Origin of the sequence: Paenibacillus sambharensis (genome assembly GCF_003233845.1) — a bacterium.
Classification (GTDB): domain Bacteria; phylum Bacillota; class Bacilli; order Paenibacillales; family Paenibacillaceae; genus Paenibacillus_I; species Paenibacillus_I sambharensis.
Genome location: NZ_QKRB01000006.1, coordinates 102,811 through 125,709, shown reverse-complemented (window position 1 = coordinate 125,709; position 22,899 = coordinate 102,811). Strand labels below are relative to the sequence as shown.

The 22,899-nt window shown below is 54.3% G+C and carries 22 protein-coding genes; 2 read left to right on the top strand and 20 right to left on the bottom strand.

The window, feature by feature from the left end:
* Positions 1-73: 73 nt before the first annotated feature.
* From DNH61_RS00585 to DNH61_RS00500, 18 genes are all read right to left on the bottom strand, one after another.
* Positions 74-1,801: an ABC transporter ATP-binding protein gene (locus DNH61_RS00585; protein ID WP_111144755.1), complete on the bottom strand. Its 1,728-nt coding sequence runs from the start codon at positions 1,799-1,801 to the stop codon at positions 74-76.
* Positions 1,802-2,060: 259 nt separating this feature from the next.
* Positions 2,061-2,525, bottom strand: coding sequence for a Dps family protein (locus DNH61_RS00580; protein WP_111144754.1), 465 nt, complete (start codon positions 2,523-2,525; stop codon positions 2,061-2,063).
* Between the two features lie 178 nt (positions 2,526-2,703).
* Positions 2,704-4,923 carry a methyl-accepting chemotaxis protein gene (locus tag DNH61_RS00575; protein WP_111144753.1) on the bottom strand — a complete coding sequence of 740 codons (2,220 nt, stop codon included), beginning with the start codon at positions 4,921-4,923 and terminating at the stop codon, positions 2,704-2,706.
* Between the two features lie 245 nt (positions 4,924-5,168).
* A complete protein-coding gene (locus tag DNH61_RS00570) occupies positions 5,169-7,265 on the bottom strand; it encodes an iron ABC transporter permease (RefSeq protein ID WP_111144851.1) in 2,097 nt (698 codons plus the stop codon).
* A 5-nt stretch (positions 7,266-7,270) separates the two neighbouring features.
* Positions 7,271-8,329, bottom strand: coding sequence for an ABC transporter substrate-binding protein (locus DNH61_RS00565; protein ID WP_111144752.1), 1,059 nt, complete (start codon positions 8,327-8,329; stop codon positions 7,271-7,273).
* Between the two features lie 225 nt (positions 8,330-8,554).
* Positions 8,555-8,962, bottom strand: coding sequence for a F0F1 ATP synthase subunit epsilon (locus DNH61_RS00560; protein WP_111144751.1), 408 nt, complete (start codon positions 8,960-8,962; stop codon positions 8,555-8,557).
* 22 nt (positions 8,963-8,984) lie between these two features.
* Entirely contained in the window at positions 8,985-10,388 is a 1,404-nt protein-coding gene (gene atpD / locus DNH61_RS00555) for a F0F1 ATP synthase subunit beta (protein WP_111144750.1), read from the bottom strand.
* Between the two features lie 93 nt (positions 10,389-10,481).
* Positions 10,482-11,342: an ATP synthase F1 subunit gamma gene (gene atpG / locus DNH61_RS00550; RefSeq protein ID WP_111144749.1), complete on the bottom strand. Its 861-nt coding sequence runs from the start codon at positions 11,340-11,342 to the stop codon at positions 10,482-10,484.
* A 153-nt stretch (positions 11,343-11,495) separates the two neighbouring features.
* Positions 11,496-13,004 (bottom strand): F0F1 ATP synthase subunit alpha, encoded by a 1,509-nt coding sequence (gene atpA, locus DNH61_RS00545; protein ID WP_111144748.1) that lies wholly within the window; start codon positions 13,002-13,004, stop codon positions 11,496-11,498.
* A gap of 24 nt (positions 13,005-13,028) precedes the next feature.
* Positions 13,029-13,568, bottom strand: coding sequence for a F0F1 ATP synthase subunit delta (locus tag DNH61_RS00540; RefSeq protein WP_111144747.1), 540 nt, complete (start codon positions 13,566-13,568; stop codon positions 13,029-13,031).
* On the bottom strand, positions 13,565-14,050 hold the full coding sequence (gene atpF / locus DNH61_RS00535; protein WP_111144746.1) for a F0F1 ATP synthase subunit B: 486 nt from the start codon (positions 14,048-14,050) through the stop codon (positions 13,565-13,567). The genes DNH61_RS00540 and atpF overlap by 4 nt, the downstream gene beginning before the upstream one ends.
* Before the next feature lie 114 nt (positions 14,051-14,164).
* Positions 14,165-14,377: a F0F1 ATP synthase subunit C gene (gene atpE, locus DNH61_RS00530; protein WP_111144745.1), complete on the bottom strand. Its 213-nt coding sequence runs from the start codon at positions 14,375-14,377 to the stop codon at positions 14,165-14,167.
* A 109-nt stretch (positions 14,378-14,486) separates the two neighbouring features.
* Entirely contained in the window at positions 14,487-15,263 is a 777-nt protein-coding gene (atpB, locus tag DNH61_RS00525) for a F0F1 ATP synthase subunit A (protein ID WP_111144744.1), read from the bottom strand.
* Between the two features lie 9 nt (positions 15,264-15,272).
* Positions 15,273-15,653, bottom strand: a complete 381-nt coding sequence (locus tag DNH61_RS00520; protein WP_111144743.1) for an ATP synthase subunit I — start codon at positions 15,651-15,653, stop codon at positions 15,273-15,275.
* Complete coding sequence (locus DNH61_RS00515) at positions 15,646-15,867, bottom strand: AtpZ/AtpI family protein (protein ID WP_111144742.1); 222 nt, start codon at positions 15,865-15,867, stop codon at positions 15,646-15,648. Before DNH61_RS00515 ends, DNH61_RS00520 begins: the two co-directional genes overlap by 8 nt.
* A 192-nt stretch (positions 15,868-16,059) precedes the next feature.
* Positions 16,060-17,208, bottom strand: coding sequence for a non-hydrolyzing UDP-N-acetylglucosamine 2-epimerase (wecB, locus tag DNH61_RS00510; RefSeq protein ID WP_111144741.1), 1,149 nt, complete (start codon positions 17,206-17,208; stop codon positions 16,060-16,062).
* Positions 17,209-17,265: 57 nt separating this feature from the next.
* Complete coding sequence (gene upp / locus DNH61_RS00505) at positions 17,266-17,895, bottom strand: uracil phosphoribosyltransferase (RefSeq protein ID WP_111144740.1); 630 nt, start codon at positions 17,893-17,895, stop codon at positions 17,266-17,268.
* A 133-nt stretch (positions 17,896-18,028) separates the two neighbouring features.
* Positions 18,029-19,024 carry a glycine-rich domain-containing protein gene (locus DNH61_RS00500; protein ID WP_111144739.1) on the bottom strand — a complete coding sequence of 332 codons (996 nt, stop codon included), beginning with the start codon at positions 19,022-19,024 and terminating at the stop codon, positions 18,029-18,031.
* Between the two features lie 170 nt (positions 19,025-19,194).
* On the opposite strand from DNH61_RS00500, the gene DNH61_RS00495 reads away from it, so the two are divergent.
* Positions 19,195-19,629, top strand: coding sequence for a MarR family winged helix-turn-helix transcriptional regulator (locus DNH61_RS00495; RefSeq protein WP_111144738.1), 435 nt, complete (start codon positions 19,195-19,197; stop codon positions 19,627-19,629).
* 42 nt (positions 19,630-19,671) lie between these two features.
* Positions 19,672-20,874 carry an MFS transporter gene (locus DNH61_RS00490; RefSeq protein WP_111144737.1) on the top strand — a complete coding sequence of 401 codons (1,203 nt, stop codon included), beginning with the start codon at positions 19,672-19,674 and terminating at the stop codon, positions 20,872-20,874.
* A gap of 110 nt (positions 20,875-20,984) precedes the next feature.
* On the opposite strand, the gene DNH61_RS00485 is transcribed toward DNH61_RS00490, so the two are convergent.
* Both DNH61_RS00485 and DNH61_RS00480 read right to left on the bottom strand, forming a co-directional pair.
* Positions 20,985-22,232, bottom strand: coding sequence for a serine hydroxymethyltransferase (locus DNH61_RS00485; protein WP_146240920.1), 1,248 nt, complete (start codon positions 22,230-22,232; stop codon positions 20,985-20,987).
* 59 nt (positions 22,233-22,291) lie between these two features.
* A complete protein-coding gene (locus tag DNH61_RS00480; protein WP_111144736.1) occupies positions 22,292-22,897 on the bottom strand; it encodes a TIGR01440 family protein in 606 nt (201 codons plus the stop codon).
* Positions 22,898-22,899: the final 2 nt, after the last annotated feature.

Below are 22,899 nucleotides of genomic sequence, written 5' to 3'. Positions count from 1 at the left end.
TGCCTGCTTGTTAAAGGATATGCTGCATTTCTAATTCCTATAGTATTATGCAGTTCTGCGCTGCAAAGCGTTATTATACCGTCAGTGCTTCACCGAACTGCGCCCGATGCAGTCTGGAATAGACGCCCCCGCGATCCAGCAGCTCCTCATGCGTGCCCTGCTCGGCTACGCCTTCCTCGGTCACAACCACAATCCGGTCTGCACCGCGAATGGTAGCAAGACGGTGGGCAATAATCAGCGTGGTCCGGTTAACGGCCAGCTCATCTAGCGCCTGCTGAATCACCTTCTCCGTCTCGGTATCGAGCGCCGAAGTTGCCTCATCAAGAATAAGAATCGGCGGATTCTTCAGGAACATGCGGGCAATCGCGAGACGCTGCCGCTGTCCGCCCGATAGCTTCAGGCCGCGTTCACCAATAATCGTATCCATCCCTTGAGGCAGACCCGCTATCATGCTCTCCAGATGGGCGCGGCGTGCCGCGTCCCAAACCGCTTCATCATCTGCGTCCAGCCTTCCATAGGCAATGTTCTCTCGGATGGTTCCGCTGAAGAGGAAGACATCCTGCTGCACAATGCCGATATGAGAGCGAAGCGACTGCTGGGACATCTCACGGATATCGATGCCGTCGATCCGGATTTCACCATTGTCCACATCATAGAAGCGGGGAATCAGGCTGCAGATGGTTGACTTGCCCGCACCTGAAGGCCCCACGAGCGCAATCGTCTCGCCTGCTCGTACCTGAAGGTCTACATCCTGCAGTACAGGCAGCCCCGGCTCATAGCCAAAGGTAACCCCGCTGAACTCAATGTCCCCCCGCAGATGCTGCACCTCCACTGCCTTCGGCTTATCCTTCACATCCGGTTCCGTATCCATCAGCTCACAAAATCGCTTGAAGCCGGCCATCCCCTTCGGATAGGATTCCATCAGCGCATTGATCTTCTCGATCGGCTTCAGGAAGATGTTGACATAGAGCAGGAAGCCCACCAATTCGCCGTAGCTCAGCCTGTCGTTGAAGGCGAACCACGCGCCGCAGACCAGCACAATGACCGAGATTAGCCGGGTCAGCATGTACATGCCGGATGAGCTGAACGAGATCGCCAGATAGGAGCTCAGCTTTGCCTGGCGGAATTTTGCGTTATTTTCACGGAAACGGTTGATTTCGAACGCTTCGTTGCCGAACGATTTTACAACACGGATACCCGAAATGCTGTCCTCCACCCGCGCGTTCACATCGGCGATGCTCCTGAACATCTGGGTGGCCGCCTTGTGCAGCTTCACATTGAAATAAGCAATCAGCCAGGCAATAACCGGAACCACCGTGAAGGTAATCAGCGCCAGCTCCCAGTTCACTGTCCACATAATGCCAAACGCACCGACGAAGGTCATCAATGCAATGAACAGATCCTCCGGCCCATGATGCGCCATCTCGCCGATCTCGAACAGGTCGTTGGTGATCCGCGACATCAGATGTCCGGTCTTCGTATTATCGAAGTAACGGAACGACTGCTTCTGCACATGATTGAACGCCTGCTGCCGCATGTCAGTCTCAATATTGATGCCGAGCTTGTGGCCCCAGTAGCTCACCACAAAGTGCAGCGCCATGCTCAGCAGATACACAGCAAGCAAAACGACACCAGCCGTCGCAATCTCGCCCCACTGATTCTTCGGCAGCAGCTCATCGATCACCCAGGATACAGCCAGCGGAAAAGCCAGCTCCAGCAGCGCGACCACCACGGCGCAGCCGAAATCAATCATAAAAAGCCGCCTGTGCGGCCGGTAATACCCCATAAAACGACGGATCATCGTTCGACCTCCCGGACATCTAACTGATAACAATTCTCACTAATCATAAGGAGTACATCCCCGCCTGTCAAGTCCCGCAGCCTTCTTGCGCGCTTACTGCAGAACGGCCGGCAAGATAAGCCGTAGTCCGCATGGATATCTATGTATAAACAGAAAAAGCCGCTCCTTCGGGGCTAATCCCCGTCGGAGCAGGCTTGTCCGGGTTCCGCTCTGTACCACCACTGGGGCTGGCTTCCAGCAGCGGCCTGCGGTCCCTATCTTATTTTCCCGCGTAGGAATCCAGCATCCAGATATGCTTCTGCAGCTTCTCAACCATACCGATCAGCATATCCGATGTCGGCATATCGTCTTCCTCTTCAGCCGCCTCAGCGAGCTCCAGGAAGTCTTTGACCATCGCGCGGTAGTCGTCGGCAATGTTCTGGACCATTTCGGTCGGATCTTCTCCGCCCTGGGCTTCCTTGATTGTAGCCAGCTGCATGTACTCCTTCATCGTCGCCGAAGGCTTCTCACCGATCGCCAGCATGCGCTCCGCGATTTCGTCCATCATCAGTGTGACTTCATTATAGAGTTCCTCGAACTTCACGTGCAGCGTGAAGAAGTTTGGCCCTTTGACATACCAGTGATAGTTATGCAGCTTGACGTACAGCACGTTGCCGTTTGCCACCTGTTTGTTCAGCTCTTTGCCGATGTTTACCTTGGTTGCGGTAGATTCCTTCTTAGCCATCTTCTAAAACCCCTTTCCGTTCCAATAGGATTTGCTTGTCCTGCATCAGGACTAGTCTGCCCTGCTGAACTGTATTTACCCTCGGGGTTTACGGGCCAAACAGAGGGAAGCGGGGTCCGTGCAATAAGCCCGGAAATTCCGGGGTCTTCCGCAACCAGTCACAGCGGCTGTTATTCCTCTATCCTCTGCGATCTTCCGTTAATTGAAATTGGCCGACAAGCTGCTGCAAAAATCTCGTGATCCCTTCCACATGAGCAGAGGTATATCTGACCTGCGTTATACTGCCAACCAGCTCCTCGACCCTGTCCTCCACCTCTCTTGAAGCGGCTCTGTTCTGCATGCTGACCGCTGCTATCTTCCCCATCAGCTCTACTACCTCATCCACCAGCTGTGTTTTGGCCGAATCCTCAAGCTTCGCCGCATGCAGGGTCTCTGCCGCTGCCTGGACCAGCTTGCCGCCCTCTTCCACCGCCCGTGAACCCTCGTTCATTGATTCGGATGCCCGCGCCGCGTTGTTCTCAATTTGCGCCACAATATCCTGGACTTGATCTGTGGACTCTTTCGTCAGGTCGGCCAGCTTGCGAATCTCTGAAGCTACTACCGCGAACCCTCTGCCATGCTCGCCTACCCGGGCAGCTTCGATTGAAGCATTCAGGGCAAGCAGATGAGTCTGGGCGGATATCTCTTCTATTACCTGCATGACATTGCGGATTTCGTCCGCCGTCTCCATAAATTCGCGAATCGTTCCGTTCGTCTGTTCAACCTTGCCAGTAATATGTACCATCTTCTCCCCAATACGCTCCACCTCGCCTTGGGCAACCGCAATTTGGCCTGCGGCCTGCTGCTCCAGCTCACGGAGGGTGGATCTCATCTGATCGGAGACAGAACGCGCCACATCAATATCCTCCAGCTGCTGCCGGATGCTGCTGATCATCTCGTGAACCGTGGCTCCCACACGCTCTGTCGACTCGGCCGTCTCCGCCGTCGTTGTACCAAGCTGGCGCTGACTGGTCAGCACCTCCTCCGAGGCCAGCTTCACCTTCTTCATAATGCCTTCGAGGGAATCAATCATATTGTTAATCCACTTGGCAATCTCCCGGGTCTCATCATTGCTGAATACACTCGTATCCAGACGCTTCGTCAAATCCCCTTTGCCTTCTGCATTGATGCGGATAAAACGCTGCAGGCTGTTCAGCCGTTCACCGGCAGGCCGGGCATACCTGACCTGTATGGCATAGATGGCGGCTGCGCCGAACAACAGGTTAAAGCATACTGCCGCCAAGGCTGTAACGAATGCCGAGGCCCCCGCTGCCACCGCATAGACCAGCAGCCCTGAAAGTACGGACAGCAGCAGGAAGGCAACCATCTGCATGCGAAGCAGCTGCCAGCTAAGGCGTCTGATTCGGTATACTTCTTCCAGGTCTCCCTCGCACATCATCCCCCATCGATCCGGGCAGTGTGGAAGCTGGAAGGTCACGCCTTTACCGATGACAGGAATATGGCGATAATCCGAATACCCCGGGAACTGGATGAAGAGGTTGCTGCCATTGCGGATCGTATTGGCCACTCCGGGGTGCAGCTCGCCTGTTGCCGGGTCGGTGAATACAAGCTCCAGTTCTGTGTGCTCCTTCACCGAGACCGTTCCCCAATCCGTCGAGACCCCATCCTTGAGGTTCTCGCCATGCGTAAAGGTCCGGTCTTCAAACCGGCTGCGGGACAACGCTGTTCCCGGTTTAATCTGGCGGTCCAGTCCCGGCTGCGCCATAAAGATATAGTTATCGCCCGAATCGGGGTACACATGGCCTGACTCCCGCTGAATCAGATCTCCAATGACATCGTTGGGCACCCTTCCGCAGACAGCTCCCTGCCACACGCCCCCATCCGTTAACGGCTCGATAAACAGCAGCGTCATTTCATCATGGAAGGGGGAGGAGCGCGGTCCCAATGTACGCGTTACCGGGTCGGCATAGGGTCCGTATAACAGCCTCTTGCCAGCATCCTTCCTGCACCAAGCAAGCGCCGGATTCAGTATACTGTCTTGGTTGTATAAGGCTCGTTCATGCGATAGCGAGGTCGAGGCAATCACCTCACCTTCAGCTGAGAGGACGAACAATTCTGTAAAATCCGCTGCCCGCCCGTATGCATGCTCCAGAATAGGTCTGATGAGCTGCGGCTGAACGCCGAAGCCGGAGGTTTCGCTGCAGCCTCGGGCTTCCAGCAGCTTCTCCTTGAGCCTGTCCATATGCGACCAGCATTCATGCGACCAATCCATTAACAAATCACGGCGCGTCTCCGCAATTCCTTCAAAGATCTCCTCCACATCAGTCCTCAGCCCTGCATTCAGCTTATAAGACAACCATAGCCCCATTCCCTTACGCCAGCCAATCCACCCAAACATGACGCCACCCCCTACTTACGAACTATTAATTATGTAAGGTATTGTAACATAACCAGTCGAAAATTAGGTATAATTGTTTGTTTTTTGTGGTTTTTTTATTTGTAGTAACTTTCCACTCGCATCCACGTGAACTAATATGACTTTTGGCACAGATATTACGGCATCACGTTCATCACAAAAAAGCACAGCCCTTGGTGATAAGGTCTGTGCTTTCTAAACAACCCATACTTTAACTATTGAGCTCCTTACGACCGTCTCATTGAGCGGCTGCTCGCATACATCAGCCACACAAAGTAAGGCGCACCCAGCAGTGCCGCTACCAGACCTGACGGGATCTCTACCGGCGCAAGCACGGATCTGCCAACAAGGTCTGCCAGTACCAGCAGCAGGGCACCAAACAACAGCGTTAGCGGTACCAGCTTGCGGTGGGTAGGACCGGCCATCAGCCGCACGGCATGCGGCGCAATCAAGCCGATGAAGCCCACTGTTCCGACAGTAGCTACCGCCGCTGCAGCCAGCAGTACGCCCAAAATACCGATCGTCAGCCTTGAACGGGCCGGCAGCACACCGAGCCCTGTGGACGATTCATCGGTAAATTGAATCATATCCATACGCTTGGCCTGCCATATGGCGAGCGGAACGAGGATCAGAAGTGCCACCCCAAGCTGGGGAAGCTGCGGCCAGCCCTTGGCATAGGTGCTCCCCGCCAGCCAGGCTAGCCCCGCCGCCGCGCTCATGCCTGACTTAATGACAAGAATATTAATGATCGCCGCTCCCATGGCAGACACGGCCATCCCAATCAGCGCCAGCACCGCCGGCTGCAGTCCCGAACGGACTGACAGTACATAGACCAGCGCCGCCGTAAGAACGGCTCCAGCGCAGGCTGCCGCTGACAGGTAATATCCCCCAAGACCCGGATAGAAAACGAGCAGAGTAAGAACTCCTACCCCCGCTCCTTGTGTCACCCCTATAATCGAGGGGTCAGCAAGCGGATTCCGCACCACACTTTGCAGCAGCAGACCGCTCAGAGCCAAGGCTGCCCCAGCGAGAGCCGCTATAAGTGTCCTTGGCAGCCTGAGCTTCATAACCAGATTGCTGCTCATCTCACTGCTTCCGCTGCCAAACAGCGCAGACACAACTTCCTGTACAGGGAGGCGGATTCCGCCAAAAGCCTGCCCCACGATAATCAAGACCACCAGCACTGCTGCCAATCCGATCAGCCACCCCAAGTAGGGTACCTGTCTTAGGTGAGTCCCGATGCTCTGCGGCGATGATTTGGGCACGTCAGATCCCTTGCCTCTGGCAACCCTGCCGGCAAGCCAGATCAGCCAAGGCGCTCCAATTAGAGCTGTAACGGCTCCAACAGGCAGCTGTCCGATTGAAGACCGGAACATCATGGCAAACATATCTGCTCCCAGCACTATGACCGCCCCCCACAGGAAGGCTGTTGGGATCAGCAGACGGTGCCTGACTATGCCAAGCATCCGCAGCAGATGGGGTGCGATGAGACCAATGAAGCCAATCGGTCCTACTACACTCACCGTTATGGCTGCCAGAAGCACAGCCAGCAGCAGTCCAGCAGTCCGCACCCGCGCTACATGCTGGCCAAGCGACTGAGCCATCTCATCTCCGAGCGCCATTGCATCCAGATTCTTCGCCATGAAACAGGCTGCAGCTGTTCCCCCTATAATCCAGGGCCATGCATACAGGAAGCCGCTCCAGTCCAGCTGTACCAGAGAACCGGAACCCCATAGATATAAACCTTTTGTTTCATTCTCAAAAAGGAGCAGCAAGGCGCTCGTAACCGCTGCCAGCGTTAACGACACAATCATGCCGGACAGCGCCATCCGCACCGGTGTCGACCGTGAGCCTCCTGCGAGCAGATAGGCAAACAGCCCTGCACCGCCTCCCCCCAGCAGAGCCAGGGGAAGCGATAGGGATGATGCCAAAGCCGGTGCCGCAACCGACGCTGCGACCAAAGCGAAGTAAGCGCCGGCGTTAATGCCGAATGTACTGGCGGAGGCGAGCGGATTGCGTGTCAGTGCCTGCAGCAGAATTCCTGCAACGGCCAACGAACCGCCGGCCAGGAAACCGATTGCTGTGCGTGGCAGCCTGGCGGTCCAGACAATATGATCCGCAGTCTCTCCTGCCGGCTTAAGGATAGCCTGCAGCACCCTCTCCGCTGTCAGTCCAGCTTCACCCTGCATAATGTGAAGGAGCGAGACCAGTGCAAGCAGCACGATCCCGCTAATCCCCATGATCCAGCCAGCAGCTGGTCTTCCCTTAACCGTTGCTCCTTGAATGCGAGGCTGCCCGGTATGCAGGATATGCAGATTCTTCATAAACTTCATTGACTCAGCAGATCAGCCGTCTTCGTTGCAAACACTTCAGCTGCCAGCGGTCCGCCAAACGGCCAAGTGTCACCGCCCAGCGCATACACACGGCCTTCTTTTACAAAGGGGTATGCATTCCAGACGGCATTGTCCTTCAGCTGATTTTCGAATATATTATCCTCATCCTGTACCATATGAAGCAGGCTGGCATCCTCAATCTTGGACAATGCTTCTACAGAGTTGGTCGAGAAGCCGTACACCTCGAACTTGTCACTCTCCCATGCATTCTCAAGCCCGATCTTCTCAAGGATTTGAGCAGCGAGGGAGTTATCTGTAAACAGCCGGAACTCCGGTACATTATTAGTACTCCAAGCTTGGGTCAGCACAACCTTGTGCCCCTCTTTGCCAGCAGCCTTGATCTTGTCTGCGGCAGCTGCGAAGGATTCATGCATGCTCGCCAGAACCTCTTCTGCTTCTGCTTCCTTGCCTACAGCCTTGGCGATTTCACGGAAGGTGCTCTCCATCTCGCCATATTGATCGTAACCGGCATCCTCTGCCGGATAAGGGCCAAATACGATTGTCGGCGCGATTGCCGCCAGCTGTTCGTAATTGGCTGCAGAGCGGAAATCCGGAACAATGATCAGGTCGGGCGCAAGGCTTGTGATCAGCTCCAGGTTCGGCTCCTGTCTTGTTCCGACATCGGTAACGTCAGCAGACAATTCTTGAGGGATATCGTACCAGTTCTTATAGCCTTCAATGTCTGCATGACCGACAGGCTGAACACCTACCGCAAGCAGATCCTCTGTGTAGGTCCACTCCAGGGAAACAACCCGTTCTGCCGGCTTATCCAGTTTAACTTCACCTTTAACCGTATTGATTGTAATGGGTCCTTCTTTTCCTGCCTGTGTGTTGTTCTCCACCGGTTCCTGGACAGCTTCATTTTGTCCGCCCGCATTACCAGCATTGCCGCTGTTTGGCGTTCCGTTATTAACGGCATTATTACCACCACATGCTGCCAGTACAAGCATCATTACAATAAGTCCAATACTCCAGGTTTGTTTCCGTATATACATTGATCCCAGCCCCCTGTTATAAATAATCATGGTTATGTATTTTATATCACACCCTTATCATGATAACGATTCTCATTATCGGTGTCAACTGCAAATTACATATTCCACTTGAGCTTTCTCTGGCCGAGCTAATTCTGCATTGCGCACAAAAAAAGAGGCTGCCTAGCAGCCGTAATGGCTAGCTGGCAACCTCTGTTTATTACGCTTGCTTCCTGTTAAGGAAGCTTACCTTACCCGATTTCTAAGTTCAATACGGTTAATCGCACGCTGCAGTGCAAGTTCCGCGCGGCGGTAGTCAATCTCATCCCGACGGCCGCTGCCAAGACGCTGCTCCGCACGCTGACGGGCTGCCAAAGCACGCTCAACGTCGATATCGCCAGGAAGCTCTGCGCTCTCTGCCAATATAACGACCTTGTCCTTGCGAACTTCAACGAAACCGCCATTCACAGCGATGATCTCTTCCTGCTTGCCCTTCTTCACGATTACCGGTGCAATCTGAAGCGGTGTAACAAGCGGAATATGATTCGGCATGATGCCGAGCTGGCCTTCCTCGCCCTTTACTACAACCATATCGACTTCCTGTGCATAGACTTTACGCTCAGGTGTCACGATTTCCAGCAATAGAGTGCTCAAGTGGATACCCCCGTCCTACGCCTTACAGCGTTTTGGCTTTCTCCACGGCCTGTTCGATCGTACCGACATAACGGAAAGCACTTTCCGGAAGGTCGTCGTGCTTGCCATCAAGGATTTCCTTGAAGCTGCGGACGGTTTCTTTGACCGGTACGTAGATTCCCTTTTGTCCTGTAAACGGCTCGGCCACGTGGAACGGCTGAGACAGGAAGTTCTGAATTTTACGTGCGCGTGCAACAGTCAGCTTATCTTCTTCAGACAGCTCATCCATACCCAGGATGGCGATGATATCCTGCAGTTCCTTGTAGCGCTGCAGAATACGCTTCACGCCTTGGGCTACATTGTAGTGCTCTTCGCCTACTACATCCGGGCTCAGAATCCGGGAGCTGGATGCGAGCGGGTCAACCGCTGGGAAGATACCCATCTCGGAAATCCGGCGCTCGAGGTTAGTTGTAGCATCCAAGTGGGCAAAAGTTGTTGCCGGAGCCGGGTCTGTGTAGTCATCCGCAGGCACGTAGATCGCCTGGATGGATGTAACCGAGCCCTTCTTCGTGGATGTAATCCGCTCCTGAAGCTGACCCATCTCAGTTGCCAGCGTTGGCTGGTAACCTACCGCGGACGGCATCCGGCCGAGGAGGGCGGAAACTTCAGAACCCGCTTGTGTAAAGCGGAAGATATTATCGATGAACAGAAGAACGTCACGGCCTTCTTCATCACGGAAATATTCAGCCATTGTGAGGCCTGTAAGGGCAACACGCAGACGGGCACCCGGCGGCTCGTTCATCTGGCCGAATACCATGGCCGTCTTGCTGATAACGCCGGAGTCCTTCATTTCATGATACAGGTCATTACCTTCACGTGTACGCTCCCCAACGCCGGCAAATACGGAAATACCGCCGTGCTCCTGAGCGATGTTGTTGATAAGCTCCTGGATCGTAACTGTCTTACCTACACCCGCACCACCGAAGAGGCCGATTTTACCGCCCTTCGCATACGGTGCTAGCAGGTCAATAACTTTAATGCCGGTTTCCAGAATCTCAGCCTGCGTCGACAGCTCATCGAAAGAAGGAGCCTGACGGTGAATCGGCAGACTAACTTCCGATTGTGCAACGCCCGCATTATCGATCGGCTCGCCGAGCACGTTGAATACGCGGCCCAGCGTAGCAGAGCCCACCGGTACAGTGATCGGCCCGCCAAGATCGACAGCTTCCATACCGCGAACGAGGCCGTCTGTCGTACTCATCGCAATTGCACGAACCATATTATCGCCAAGGTGAACCGCCACTTCCAGTGTCAGATCAATATCTGCAGCACCGGCCTGGCCTTTCCGTTCAACCTTGATCGCGTTCAAAATTTCCGGCAGCTGTCCGCGCTCGAATTCGAGATCGACGACCGGACCCGTAACGGATATAACGCGTCCCTTATTCATTGTTTTCCCTCCTGGTTCCCTCATCTGTACTGCTTATCCGAATCAAGCCTCCGCCCTGCCAGGGTATACCCCCGAACCCTGCAGCTTCGAAGCTTAGCCTTGTGCGTTCGCTCCTGCCACGATTTCGGAAATCTCCTGCGTAATGGCCGCTTGACGCGCTCGGTTGTACGTGAGCGTAAGCTCGGAGATCATCTTCTTCGCGTTCTTCGTAGCGGAGCCCATTGCTGTCATTCTAGCACCGAACTCACTTGCTTTGCCGTTCAGTACAGAACTGTAGATCAGCGTCTCTGCATACTTGGGCAGCAGCACGTTCAGCACGCGCTCAGCAGACGGTTCATATTCATAACTAGTCAACTGCGTTCCGCCGCTCACTTCCTCGAGAGGAAGCAGCCGCTTGTCAGTCGGGATCTGAGTCATTGCATTCACGAAATGATTATAGTAGATGTAGAGCTCGTCATAGGTGCCTTCCTCAAACTGCTTGACTGCCGTATAGGCAACAGACTTGATGTCTGCGAAGCTTGGGGAGTCAGGCAAACCGATTACTTCTTCCATGATCGGCATATTCAGCCGGCGGAAGTAATCCCGGCCTTTACGGCCGATCACGAACAGAACATATTCATCGGCAGATTTGTGCTTCTGACGGATTGTATTAACCAGCTTACGAAGTACGTTGGCATTATAACCGCCTGCTAAGCCTCTGTCCGACGTAATAACCAGATAACCTGTTTTCTTGATTTCACGCTTTTGCAGCATCGGGTGTGTGACACCCTTCGTACCAGCTGCAATACTCGCAACAACCTCTTTCAGCTTATCTGCGTAAGGACTTGATGCCTGAGCCGCTTCCTGAGCACGGCGCAGCTTTGCAGCAGCGACCATTTCCATCGCTTTCGTAATCTGCATCGTGTTCTGCGTACTCTTGATTTGGCTCTTGATTTCGCGCATGCCTTTTGCCATCTTGTTCACCCGCCTTTATTGCCCAGGCCGCCCAGCGGACAGTCCGCCTTCTCCAGCAGATCTGCTCCTGGTTGGCCTAAGCCTGGTGTTTGGTGCAGCAGTTGACCGCCTGCCTACTCATATTCGGCCGCGGTCATCTATGCTAAGCGCCGGTTATACGGCGAAGCTGTTCTTAAATTTAACGATTGCATCCGTGAGCGCCTTCTCGGTGTCACTGCTCAGATCCTTCGAATCGCGGATTGCCGCAGCGATTTGCGGGCTGTTCGATTCCAGGTACAGATGCAGTTCCTTCTCGAAACGGCCTACTGCCTCAACCGGCAGATTATCCAGATGGCCCTTAACAGCGGCGAAGATACTGATAACCTGCTTCTCAACTGCCATCGGCTGGTTAACGCCCTGCTTAAGGATTTCCATCGTGCGAGCACCACGCGTCAGCTGAGCTTGAGTACTCTTGTCAAGATCGGAGCCGAACTGTGCGAACGCAGCGAGTGAACGGTATGCGGCAAGGTCCAGACGGAGTGTGCCGGCAACCTTCTTCATCGCTTTGATCTGTGCAGAACCACCTACACGGGATACGGAGATACCGACATTGATCGCCGGACGCTGGCCGGAGTAGAACAGGTCAGCCTCAAGGAAAATCTGTCCGTCCGTAATCGAGATTACGTTCGTCGGAATGTATGCGGAAACGTCAGAAGCCTGCGTTTCGATGAATGGCAGGGCAGTCAGAGAACCGCCGCCAAGCTCATCGCTCAGCTTCGCTGCACGCTCCAGAAGACGGGAGTGCAGGTAGAATACGTCACCTGGATAAGCTTCCCGGCCCGGTGGACGGCGGAGCAGCAGGGAGAGCTCACGGTAAGCAGCCGCCTGCTTCGACAGGTCATCGTAGATTACGAGCACGTGCTCGCCCTTGTACATGAAATATTCGCCCATTGCACAGCCGGCGTAAGGCGCCAGGAAGAGCAGCGGGGACGGCTCGGAAGCCGCAGCCGTTACAACGATTGTGTAGTCAAGCGCGCCGTTGCGGCGGAGTGTCTCCACTACGTTGGCAACAGTAGATTGCTTCTGGCCAATGGCAACGTAGATACACTTCACGCCATTGCCCTTCTGGTTAATAATTGCATCGATTGCAATCGCTGTTTTACCAGTCTGACGGTCACCGATGATCAGCTCGCGCTGTCCGCGGCCGATTGGTACCATCGAATCGATCGCCTTGATACCGGTCTGCATAGGCTCATGAACCGATTTCCGGTCAATAACGCCTGGAGCCGGGGATTCTACCGGACGGAACGCCGTTGTTGCGATCGGGCCCTTGCCGTCGAGCGGCTGTCCGAGCGGGTTAACGACACGTCCGAGAAGCGCTTCGCCAACCGGAACTTCCATGATCCGGCCAGTACGCTTCACTTCGTCGCCTTCGCGGATATCGGTGTACGGTCCAAGAATAACGACACCGACGTTGCTCTCTTCAAGGTTCAGAGCCATGCCTACAACGCCGTTGGAGAACTCGAGGAGCTCACCGGACATTGCATTCTCAAGGCCGTGAACGCGAGCGATACCGTCGCTGACTTGGATTACAGTACCGACTTCAACGACTTGAATTTCTGTTTTATATTGTTCAATCTGCTGTTTAATCAGCGTGCTGATTTCATCAGGTCTGATACTCAATTCGCTCACCCCTATCTACAGTGCTTAAGATTTGATCGCCTTTTCGAGACGTTCAAGCTTACCGGACAAGCTGCCGTCATAGAGACGGTCCCCGATCCGGACTTTAATGCCGCCGAGCAGTGAAGGATCCACTACCTGCTCCGCAACAATCATCTTGCCGACAATTGCGCTGAAGCGGGAAGCAATCTTGTTCATCTCTTCCGTGTCGAGCGGCTTGGCTGTATAAACGGTCGCATGCGCCTGGCCCAGCGCTTCGCCCGCGATTTTCGTATAGGCATCGTACACACTGCCGATCGCATCCTGGCGGCCGCGTTCGATCAGCAGTTCAAGCGTATTCAGAACATCCTGCGAGATTTTCCCCTGCAGAGCCTGCTTGATCAGTGCCACCTTCTTCTCCGACTCAATGTTCGGATAGCTGAGAAAGGCGACGATCTGCGGGTCCTTCGCGATGGAATCCGCAACCAGCTTCAATTCCTGCTCCACGCCCGCAACACCATTTTGCTGCTTGGCTACTTCAAACAGTGCCTTCGCGTAGCGTTTTGCAATGACGGTTTCCCGGCTCATGATTTGTTCCCTACCTGTTTCAGGTATTGGTCAACCAGCTGCTCCTGGGATTTCTCGTCGATTTGCTTCTCGATAATCTTCGAAGCGATCATAACAGACATGCCGCTAACCTGGCTGCGCAGAGCGGAGATTGCTTTGTTCTTCTCATTCTCGATATCTTTGACAGCCTCTTCTTTCAGACGCACCGATTCCTGCTTGGCAGCATCCAGTATATCATCCGCCTGCTTGGCGCTTGATCTCTTGGCCTGCTCAATAATTTCGAAGGCTTCCTTGCGTGCCTCTTGAAGGGCTTGCTTCTGTTCGTTAAGCTGCTGTTCAGCCTGCTTGCGGCTTGTTTCCGCGCTTGCGATTTCATCCTTCACGAGCTGTCTGCGCTGCTCCATTACCGCGAAGAGCGGACCGAATGCATATTTGCTGAGCAGCATGTACAGCAGGATGAACGCTACAATCGCGATCACTGTCGATTCCCAATAAAACTCCACAGTCGGCACTCCTTTCTGAATCTATTAGTTCCCCTGCCGAGTGGCAGATTCATACAAACAGAAGGCGTGGAGGCTTACGCCTTCCCCGCCCCAGGATTTTGTAGATTGGTTATATTACGAGAAGAACATCAGGAAGCCGAGGACGACACCGATCAAAGGAACAACCTCGACGATACCTACACCGATAAACATAGTCGTCTGCAGAGCGCCGCGAGCTTCCGGCTGACGAGCGATACCTTCAACTGTCTTGCTTACGATCATACCGTTACCGAAACCTGCGCCGATTGCGCCCAGACCAACTGCAATTGCTGCTGCCAAAAATTCCATTTGTAAAATCCTCCTCGATTATCATTCAAATTTGGTTTGTTCTATTAGTGATCCCGAGAAAACCCGCCGCCGCATTGATCAGACGGGATTCGAGTTAACAAGGGGAATGCTAGTGATCATCGTCATGATCTTCATGCACAATGGCCTGTGATATGTACACCATTGTGAGAATCGTAAACAGGAACGCCTGGATGGCGCCTACGAATATACTGAAGCCTTGCCATACGGCAAGTAACGGGAAACCAACAAAGCCCAGCATCAAGATGGTTGCAATGAGCAGCTCACCAGCGAAGATGTTGGCGTACAAACGTACAGCCAGCGTGATCGGCCGTGCCACTTGCTCAAGCAGGTTAAGCGGGAAGAAGAACCAGAAAGGCTGGAAATAGTGCTTGATGTAGTGCTTCCGGTTCTGGGTAAAGCCCAGATAGTGAATCAGGAAGAAGACAACTACCGCAAGGCCCAGCGTAACCATGATATCGGCTGTCGGCGATTTCCACCACGCCACATGGGCATGACCATCATGCTCAGCGACCATCTCATCTGTTACATAAGTGTAACCGAAGATTTTGGTTTCATGGTGATGCTCGGTCACTATACCAAAGGGAAGACCCAGCACGTTGGAAACAAAGATGAACATAATCAGCGTCATCCCTAATGCGATAAACTTCTTCGCCTTCTCTAACGGCATCGCACTGGCGACAAGGTTATGTACAAAATCCACGACCCACTCCAGAAAATTCTGCATCCTGGACGGGTTATGAACCGACAGATTACTTACAGCTACCCTTGCGAGTACGAACACAACCGTACAGGAAACCAGAAGCGCAAGGATGGTTGACAGGTCCAAGTGAAAACCTCCAACCTCTATAACCGGAAATAAATGCATACTGTGTTTTCACCCCTTTCCGTTGTTACCCTTAATATTCTGTGCAACCGCTGTAAAAAAAACCGCAATCTGGACATAAAAACAGCCTGCCAATGTTGCGGGTAATGCGAAATACTCAGGAAAACGGTAGGACACCATGACAGCAAGCAAAATCGTCGCCAGTCTGCTGGCGAGACCAAGCGTCGCCTTTCTCCCGCTGTTATCCAGCGCCAGACGCGCAATCAGCTCAATCCTTCTGCGTAATAAAAACGCATTCACGAGACTTGCTGCGGTGCCAAGGATAAGACCGGCAGCCACTGTTCTGCCTTCCGGGGCAAATGCCCACGCCGCGCATAGCGCGGACATAAAAAAAAGCGCAGACCTAGCGGCTCTCTTCAACAGCTCATCCATCGGAGTCCTCCAGTACATACTTGACCAAAACGACGCAGGAGAAAATACCGACGGCCAGCCCGGCAAGAATTCCGCCGACAACCCACCCGCGTGAGCCGCCAAGCCAATCCCCCAGGAAATAGCCGAGAAGGATACACGCAGCGACATTGACTCCCATAACGCCGACCAGACCGGCCGCCCGCCAGGGATTGTCACCGTTACTTCTCTTGCTCATTAGCCACTACCCCTGTCAACCCTCATCTATTTTATCCAAGCGCCCTAACGTTTGTCAATGAATATAAATTCAAACATTTGGTGAACAAATTCCCGAAAACCCTTGATACTACAGGATTTTTATCACTATCGAACCATACAGTAGAACTGTACACTGTTAAGTTTTTTAACGCTTTTCTAACAACTAAACCGCTTAAGACCGCACCGAAAACGGCTCCGGGCGTTCCGGACGGCGTCCGAAATGGTGAAGAATCGCCTGCACAATCCTCGCGGATGCCTGACCATCCCCATAGGGATTCGCCGACTTGCTCATCCGGTCGTAGGCTTCCTTGTCGGTCAGCAGGCGTCTCGCGCGCTCATACACAACAGACTCTTCCGTCCCTGCCAGCTCAAGCGTACCGGCTTCAATTCCTTCCGGACGTTCGGTCGTATCCCGCAGGACAAGCGTAGGCACACCGAACGAAGGCGCTTCCTCCTGCATGCCGCCTGAATCAGTCATAATCATGTAGGCATGCGGATAGAAGTTGTGGAATTCAAACACATCCGGCGGATCAATCAGACGGACGCGCGGATGCCCGCCCAGAATCTCCTGTGCTGGTTCCCGGACTGCAGGATTTGGATGAACCGCGTAGACAAATACAACATCCTCATACTCGTCCGCCAGACGTTTAACGGCCCGGAAGATATTGCGGTGAGGCTCACCGATCGACTCACGGCGGTGCGCAGTCATCAGGACCATCCGCTTGCCCTTGGCCCAATCCAGTACAGGATGGCTGAAGGACGGATCAACCGTATACTGGAATACGTCGGTGGCCGTGTTGCCTGTCGTATAGATAGCTGATTCAGGCTTGTTCTCCTTGCGCAGGTTGCCGGCCGACCAGTCCGTCGGGGCAAAATGGACATCGGAAAGCACGCCCGCCAGCTGGCGGTTCATCTCTTCCGGATATGGGGACATCTTGTTCCACGTCCGCAGTCCCGCCTCCACATGGCCAACCTGGATCTGCTTCAGGAACGCCGCGTAGCTCGCCAGGAAGGTTGTCTGGGTGTCACCATGAACAAGCACGATATCCGGCTTGGCTTCTTCCAGAACCGGGTCCAGTCCCGATAAAACACGAACCGTGGTTTCGGTCAGCGTCTGACGGTCCTTCATGACATTAAGGTCATAATGGGGCTGGATTTCAAAGAAATCCAGCACCTGGTCCAGCATCTGCCGATGCTGGGCGGTTACACACACAATGGACTCGATCTCTTCGTCATACTTCTGGAGCTCGAGCACCAGCGGCGCCATCTTGATGGCTTCAGGACGTGTGCCAAATATCGTCATTACTTTGAGCTTCTTCAATCTGTTCACTCCCATTAACTCAGTTCATCCGTGGTTCAGCCCAAAGGCTCAGCCTGATTACTTCGTACCGAACAGCCTGTCTCCCGCATCGCCGAGACCAGGAACGATATAACCATTCTCATTCAGACGCTCATCGACGGAAGCCACGAAAATATCGACGTCCGGATGGGCATCCTGCACCGCTTTCACACCTTCCGGCGCGGCAATAAGACACATCAGCTTCAGATGGGTGCAGTCTCTCTTCTTCAAGGCTTCTATGGCCGCATTGGCCGAGCCGCCGGTAGCCAGCATCGGATCAATTACGATAAGCAGACGCTCTTGTGCGTCTGTCGGTAAGTTTATGTAATATTCAACCGGCTGCAGCGTCTCCTCGTTGCGGTACAGACCGATATGGCCCACCTTCGCCGAAGGAATCAGCTGCAGAATACCATCCACCATGCCAAGACCTGCGCGCAGGATTGGTACCAGCCCAATCATCCGGCCTGACAAGATATAGCTCTCCATCTCGCATACCGGTGTTTCGATCTGAATCGTTTCAAGTGGAACGTCTCTTGTAATTTCGTACGCCATCAGCGTAGCGACCTCACTGACGAGATCACGGAAGTCCTTCGTGTTCGTCGCTTTATCCCGGATAAACGTCAGTTTATGTTGGATTAAAGGATGGTCGCAGATGACCAGTTTACCCATGTGTGCTCCTCCTTGCTTGCAGCAGAAAGTCCTTATTAGGACAGCCCTCAAGCGCATAATCCTGTATATTATACCATTGTTTCAAACAAAAAACTGCGGCAGGCCGCAGTTTGTGAAAATAATTATGAAGAAGTCAGCTGCTGCATCCGCCTCCGCAGCTGGAGCTGCAGGATGAACCCCCGCCATCCCCTCCGGAAGGTGTGCAGTCACCCGCATCTCTGCTGTCCCCGCCATAGTAGCTTGAGTTGCAGCTTGATCCGGAGCCTTGGCCGCGCTCCGCCTTTCCCGTCAGCTGCTCCATGTGGCGGTCATACTGCTGCGGCTGTGACATGGAAGCAAATATCATCGCCGCCCCCATCATCTCAACGGGCTGCGGCCAGCTTTCCCTGCGCAAGCGGTCTTCCCCCTGCTCAATGCGCGACTTGGCTTCGCTGATCTGCCCGCGGGCTGTCTTGATCAGACGGTCCACACTTGCCTCCAGGTCCCCGAAGCGCTCAGCGGCCCGCATATTGAATCTTCTTTCCTTCAGGGCGCACTCCGACTTGTTCGCCAGTTCCGACAGCAGTCCCGGTGACATGGGCACCCGGTAGAACGGCCCCCAGATGTCCGGCCGTTGCGCAGGCGGCCCAAACAGCTCGGTGTACACCCACTCGAACATCGCACGTTCATCCGGCCTTGGCTGACCAGCCTTGCCGTGCGGGGCATGATGAATCATTGCGCCGCAGAAGCGCTCGCAGAATACCTGGTATTCTCTCGTAAACATCAGCATTTCATGCCATATATCATCAACTTTGCTGCTGTACATAGGGACCGCTCTCATAATACCGCACATCAGAAAATACCGCTTAAGCTCAAACCACCGCCATTCCCACTGCTGCTCCGCCAGGTTCGGCTCTGCATGCAGCACCCGGTCCTTAACCCTTGCTATAAAATCATCATCCAGCACTGCCTCCAGGCGAAGTGCAGCGCTGTAAGCGGGATGATCCTCCCGTACTCCGAGGACTGGCGGTGGTTTGGTTCCGCCTCTCCGCCGCCCTCCCGGGTGCTGAACACGGTTTCGCCGGAAGGCAGCTGCTCCCACAGCAGAGACCACAGCAATGACGCCAATTGCAATCCAGAAAGGTTCCATGCCTTACTCCTCTCAGTCGTCCACACACAAGCGGACAGCTTTCATACACTCAGCATATCACAGCAGCCGACCTGAGCTTCCTTAAAATTCGCTTAAGTTTAAGCCTTGACGTCAATTAGATGCTATACATATAATTGTTACCACAACTATTTACTCAAGAGGTTAAGCCTATGAACTTACACGATTCTCCCGGATATCTGATCAGCAATACCGGTCGTAAACTAAGCCACCTTCTTACCCGCGTTTATCAGCCGCACGGCATCACATCCGAGCAGTGGTCGCTGCTCCACCTGCTCTGCCAGGAAGTAGGCTTAACCCAGCGGGAGCTGGGCATGAAGGCTGATAAGGACCCTGCCAATACAACAAGAATACTGGACCAGCTGGAGCGCAAGGGATTGGTCGAACGCAGGCACAACCCACTGGACCGCAGGTCCTTCAAGCTCCATCCTACGGAAAGCGGAAGATCACTTAACAAGCTGCTCACCCCTGTTGAGCAGGAGTTTGCCGCCTCGCTGACAGAGGGCATTAGTGAAGATGACCTCTCCGTCTTCTATGCCGTAATGGCTGCCATTAACAAGAACGCCGACCGGCACTCCGGGACCTGAATATTTTCCCAACAAGATCCACCAGCAAGGAGATTATGATCAATGAACCATACCGCTGCCAAGCTCTGGACACGCAGCTTCACGCTGATCTGCTGGAGCAGCTTTTTCCTGTTTATGACCTTCTATATGCTCGCAACCGCACTTCCGCTGTTCGTGGAAAACAGTCTGAACGGCAGCCGCCAGGAGATCGGACTTGCGATGACAGTATTCGTGGCTGCCACCGTCATCTGCCGGCCCATCGCCGGACGGCTGGCCGTCCGGATCGGCAACCGGCCGATTCTGCTGACCGGCCTCAGCCTGTTTATGGCCGCTTCCCTGCTGTATTACGCAATACCGTCACTGCCCATGCTGCTTGTCCTGCGCTTTGTGCATGGAATCGGGTTCGGTCTCGCGGCCACTGCTTCGAGTACAGCGGCAGCCCTTCTGGTGCCTAACAGCCGCAAAGGCGAAGGAATAGGCTACTTCAGCCTGTTTATGAGTCTTGCCATGGTCATCGGCCCTTTCGCCGGGCTAACGGCATCTGAACACAGCTTCACCCTGTTCTTCTCCCTATGCGGCTTGTTCGCCCTGCTGTCACTCGCAAGCGGAATTCTGGCGAAGCTGCCGGCCGTGAATACGACCAGGGGCAACTTAGCAGCTGCTGATACCCGCTGGATTAGAAGCATCTTCGAGCCCAAGGCTGTTCCCATCGCCTTGACCGCCCTCGTGCTGGCATTCGCCTACAGCGGCATTACGACCTTCCTCTCCGTGTATGCGGACGAGCTGGGGCTGCACAAGACTGCAAGCTGGTTCTTCGTCTGCTTTGCGCTGATGATCGTCATCCCGCGGCCGTTTACCGGACGCTTGTTCGACCGCTATGGAGCAAGCGTCCTTATCTATCCGGGGCTCGTAAGCTTCACGGCCGGCATGGTGCTTCTGAGCCAAGCGCACAGCCCCTTTACCCTCTTGCTGTCCGGGGGCATTCTTGGTCTGGGCTATGGTGTGCTCTTTCCGAGCTATCAGACCCTCGCCATTCAAGCGGCACCGGCAAGTACAGGCATTGCCATTAGTACCTTCTTTGTTTTGTTCGACTCCGGCTATGGCGCAGGCTCCTATTTCCTGGGGCTGTTAGCCTCTTACGTTCACTACAGCAATATGTATTTATACTCAGCATTTCTGGTAGGGATATCGGCCCTCCTATATTACCGGGCTTCCAAGACCGCCCTCCTAAAAGGCCAGCAGCCGGTCCAACCGGCTGAGGCCTAGCACCAGCTCCCCAGCCTGCCTGGACTGTACTTGGCCACCCATACAACTCTCTCATCTAATAGAAGAAGCTGCCGACATCGTAGTCAGCAGCTTCTTCTTTTGCGGTATGATTAATAATTAATCGAAGGGTAGAGCGGGTATTTAGCCGTCAGCTCACTTACCATGCCGCGCGCCTTCTCGAGAACCGCATCGTCCTTCGGATTCTTCAGCGTCATGGCAATAACCTTGGCAATGGTCTTCATCGCTTCGGTATCCATGCCGCGGGAGGTTACTGCCGGTGTGCCGATCCGGATACCGCTGGTCACGAACGGGCTGGTCGGGTCGAACGGAATGGCATTCTTGTTCACCGTGATTGCCACGGAATCCAGTACATGCTCGGCTTCCTTACCCGAGATGTTCAGGTTGCGGGTGTCAATCAGCATCAGGTGATTGTCCGTGCCGCCGGACACCAGGTTGAGGCCTTCTTCAGTCAAGCCTTGAGCCAGTGCCTGTGCGTTGTCGATCACGTTCTGTGCATAGGTCTTGAAGGAAGGCTGAAGCGCTTCGCCGAACGCTACCGCCTTCGCTGCGATAATATGCATCAGAGGGCCGCCCTGCGAGCCTGGGAATACCGCCTTATCAATCGCTGCAGCCCAAGGCTTGCGGCACATAATCATGCCGCCGCGCGGTCCGCGAAGCGTCTTGTGTGTCGTTGTGGTTACAAAATGGGCATGCGGCACCGGGCTTGGATGCAGGCCTGCAGCTACCAGACCGGCGATATGCGCCATATCCACCATGAACAAAGCGCCGACTTCCTGCGCAATCTGGCCCAGCTTCTCAAAATCAATGATCCGCGGATAGGCGCTGGCGCCTGCCACGATCATACGGGGACGATGCTTGAATGCCGCCTTGCGTACCTCTTCATAGTCAATGGTGAAGGAATCCTCGCTGACACCATAAGCAACGAAATTATAGAGCAGGCCCGATGCGTTGACCGGGCTGCCGTGTGTCAAATGGCCGCCATGCGCCAGGTCCATGCCAAGCACAGTATCGCCAGGCTTCAGTGCAGCAAGATATACAGCCATATTCGCCTGTGCGCCGGAATGCGGCTGCACGTTCACGTGTTCAGCGCCGAACAGCTCCTTGGCACGGTTGCGTGCGATATCTTCAGCAATATCCACATACTCGCAGCCGCCATAGTAGCGCTTGCCCGGATAACCTTCCGCATATTTGTTCGTTAATACGGTTCCTACTGTCTCCAGAACTGCTTCGCTGACAATGTTCTCGGAAGCGATCAGCTCCAGGTTGTCACGCTGGCGCTGCAGCTCAAGTCCAAGCGCCTTGACGATTTCAGGGTCCTGCTTACGTAAGTTTTCCATAATTTCAGATAATCCTCCTTCACAAAGTAAACGATCTATCAATAGGGGGGTTAAAGCCGTTAATCACAAGTGGGGATACGAGATGCATGCCCATCATCAGGCAGTTCAAGCTGGTACACGGCGCGTGCGCCGCCGATCAGCTTCGGCCGGGTGTAGGCCATCGTAACATGCGCCTCACCGATCCGCTTCACAGAAGGCCTTACCGGGACGGCAACCGGCCGCAAATGCATGCCGATCAGCGTATCGCCGATATCGATGCCCGCATGGGCCTGAACCTGTTCCACAAGCACGCTGTCCGTCAAATGACGATAGGCATAAGCCGCCATCGAGCCGCCCGCCCCCGGAACCGGCACAGCCGCAACCTCAGTCAGACCGTAGCGTTCCTGAGCTTCGCGAGTCGTCACCAGCGCACGATTAAGGTGCTCACAGCACTGATAGAGCGGGATGAAGCCGATCTCCTTGCGCACGGCCTCAACCCCTTCATAGATCGCAGCCGCTACATCCAGAGTGCCCGCTGTTCCAATATGCGCACCTGCGACTTCGCTCGTGCTGGTTCCGATTACAAGCAGCTGTCCCGCTCGCAGGGAGCCTGCCGCCGCCAGCTCTCTCACCGCCGTCTCAACATTCCCCGCAATTGCTTGCGGATCAATCTGCTCTCTATTCATAA

What these genes read in the sequence shown, in the direction of transcription:
- DNH61_RS00585 (WP_111144755.1), bottom strand. Translation starts at nt 1,801, where the DNA reads ATGATCCGTCGTTTTATGGGGTATTACCGGCCGCACAGGCGGCTTTTT.
- DNH61_RS00480 (WP_111144736.1), bottom strand. Translation starts at nt 22,897, where the DNA reads ATGAATAGAGAGCAGATTGATCCGCAAGCAATTGCGGGGAATGTTGAG.
- DNH61_RS00520 (WP_111144743.1), bottom strand. Translation starts at nt 15,653, where the DNA reads ATGGATGAGCTGTTGAAGAGAGCCGCTAGGTCTGCGCTTTTTTTTATG.
- DNH61_RS00575 (WP_111144753.1), bottom strand. Translation starts at nt 4,923, where the DNA reads ATGTTTGGGTGGATTGGCTGGCGTAAGGGAATGGGGCTATGGTTGTCT.
- DNH61_RS00570 (WP_111144851.1), bottom strand. Translation starts at nt 7,265, where the DNA reads ATGAAGAATCTGCATATCCTGCATACCGGGCAGCCTCGCATTCAAGGA.
- DNH61_RS00565 (WP_111144752.1), bottom strand. Translation starts at nt 8,329, where the DNA reads ATGTATATACGGAAACAAACCTGGAGTATTGGACTTATTGTAATGATG.
- DNH61_RS00495 (WP_111144738.1), top strand. Translation starts at nt 19,195, where the DNA reads ATGAACTTACACGATTCTCCCGGATATCTGATCAGCAATACCGGTCGT.
- DNH61_RS00580 (WP_111144754.1), bottom strand. Translation starts at nt 2,525, where the DNA reads ATGGCTAAGAAGGAATCTACCGCAACCAAGGTAAACATCGGCAAAGAG.
- DNH61_RS00540 (WP_111144747.1), bottom strand. Translation starts at nt 13,568, where the DNA reads ATGAGCCGGGAAACCGTCATTGCAAAACGCTACGCGAAGGCACTGTTT.
- atpE (WP_111144745.1), bottom strand. Translation starts at nt 14,377, where the DNA reads ATGGAATTTTTGGCAGCAGCAATTGCAGTTGGTCTGGGCGCAATCGGC.
- upp (WP_111144740.1), bottom strand. Translation starts at nt 17,895, where the DNA reads ATGGGTAAACTGGTCATCTGCGACCATCCTTTAATCCAACATAAACTG.
- DNH61_RS00515 (WP_111144742.1), bottom strand. Translation starts at nt 15,867, where the DNA reads ATGAGCAAGAGAAGTAACGGTGACAATCCCTGGCGGGCGGCCGGTCTG.
- DNH61_RS00485 (WP_146240920.1), bottom strand. Translation starts at nt 22,232, where the DNA reads ATGGAAAACTTACGTAAGCAGGACCCTGAAATCGTCAAGGCGCTTGGA.
- atpD (WP_111144750.1), bottom strand. Translation starts at nt 10,388, where the DNA reads ATGAATAAGGGACGCGTTATATCCGTTACGGGTCCGGTCGTCGATCTC.
- DNH61_RS00490 (WP_111144737.1), top strand. Translation starts at nt 19,672, where the DNA reads ATGAACCATACCGCTGCCAAGCTCTGGACACGCAGCTTCACGCTGATC.
- atpB (WP_111144744.1), bottom strand. Translation starts at nt 15,263, where the DNA reads ATGCATTTATTTCCGGTTATAGAGGTTGGAGGTTTTCACTTGGACCTG.
- atpG (WP_111144749.1), bottom strand. Translation starts at nt 11,342, where the DNA reads ATGGCAAAAGGCATGCGCGAAATCAAGAGCCAAATCAAGAGTACGCAG.
- DNH61_RS00500 (WP_111144739.1), bottom strand. Translation starts at nt 19,024, where the DNA reads ATGGAACCTTTCTGGATTGCAATTGGCGTCATTGCTGTGGTCTCTGCT.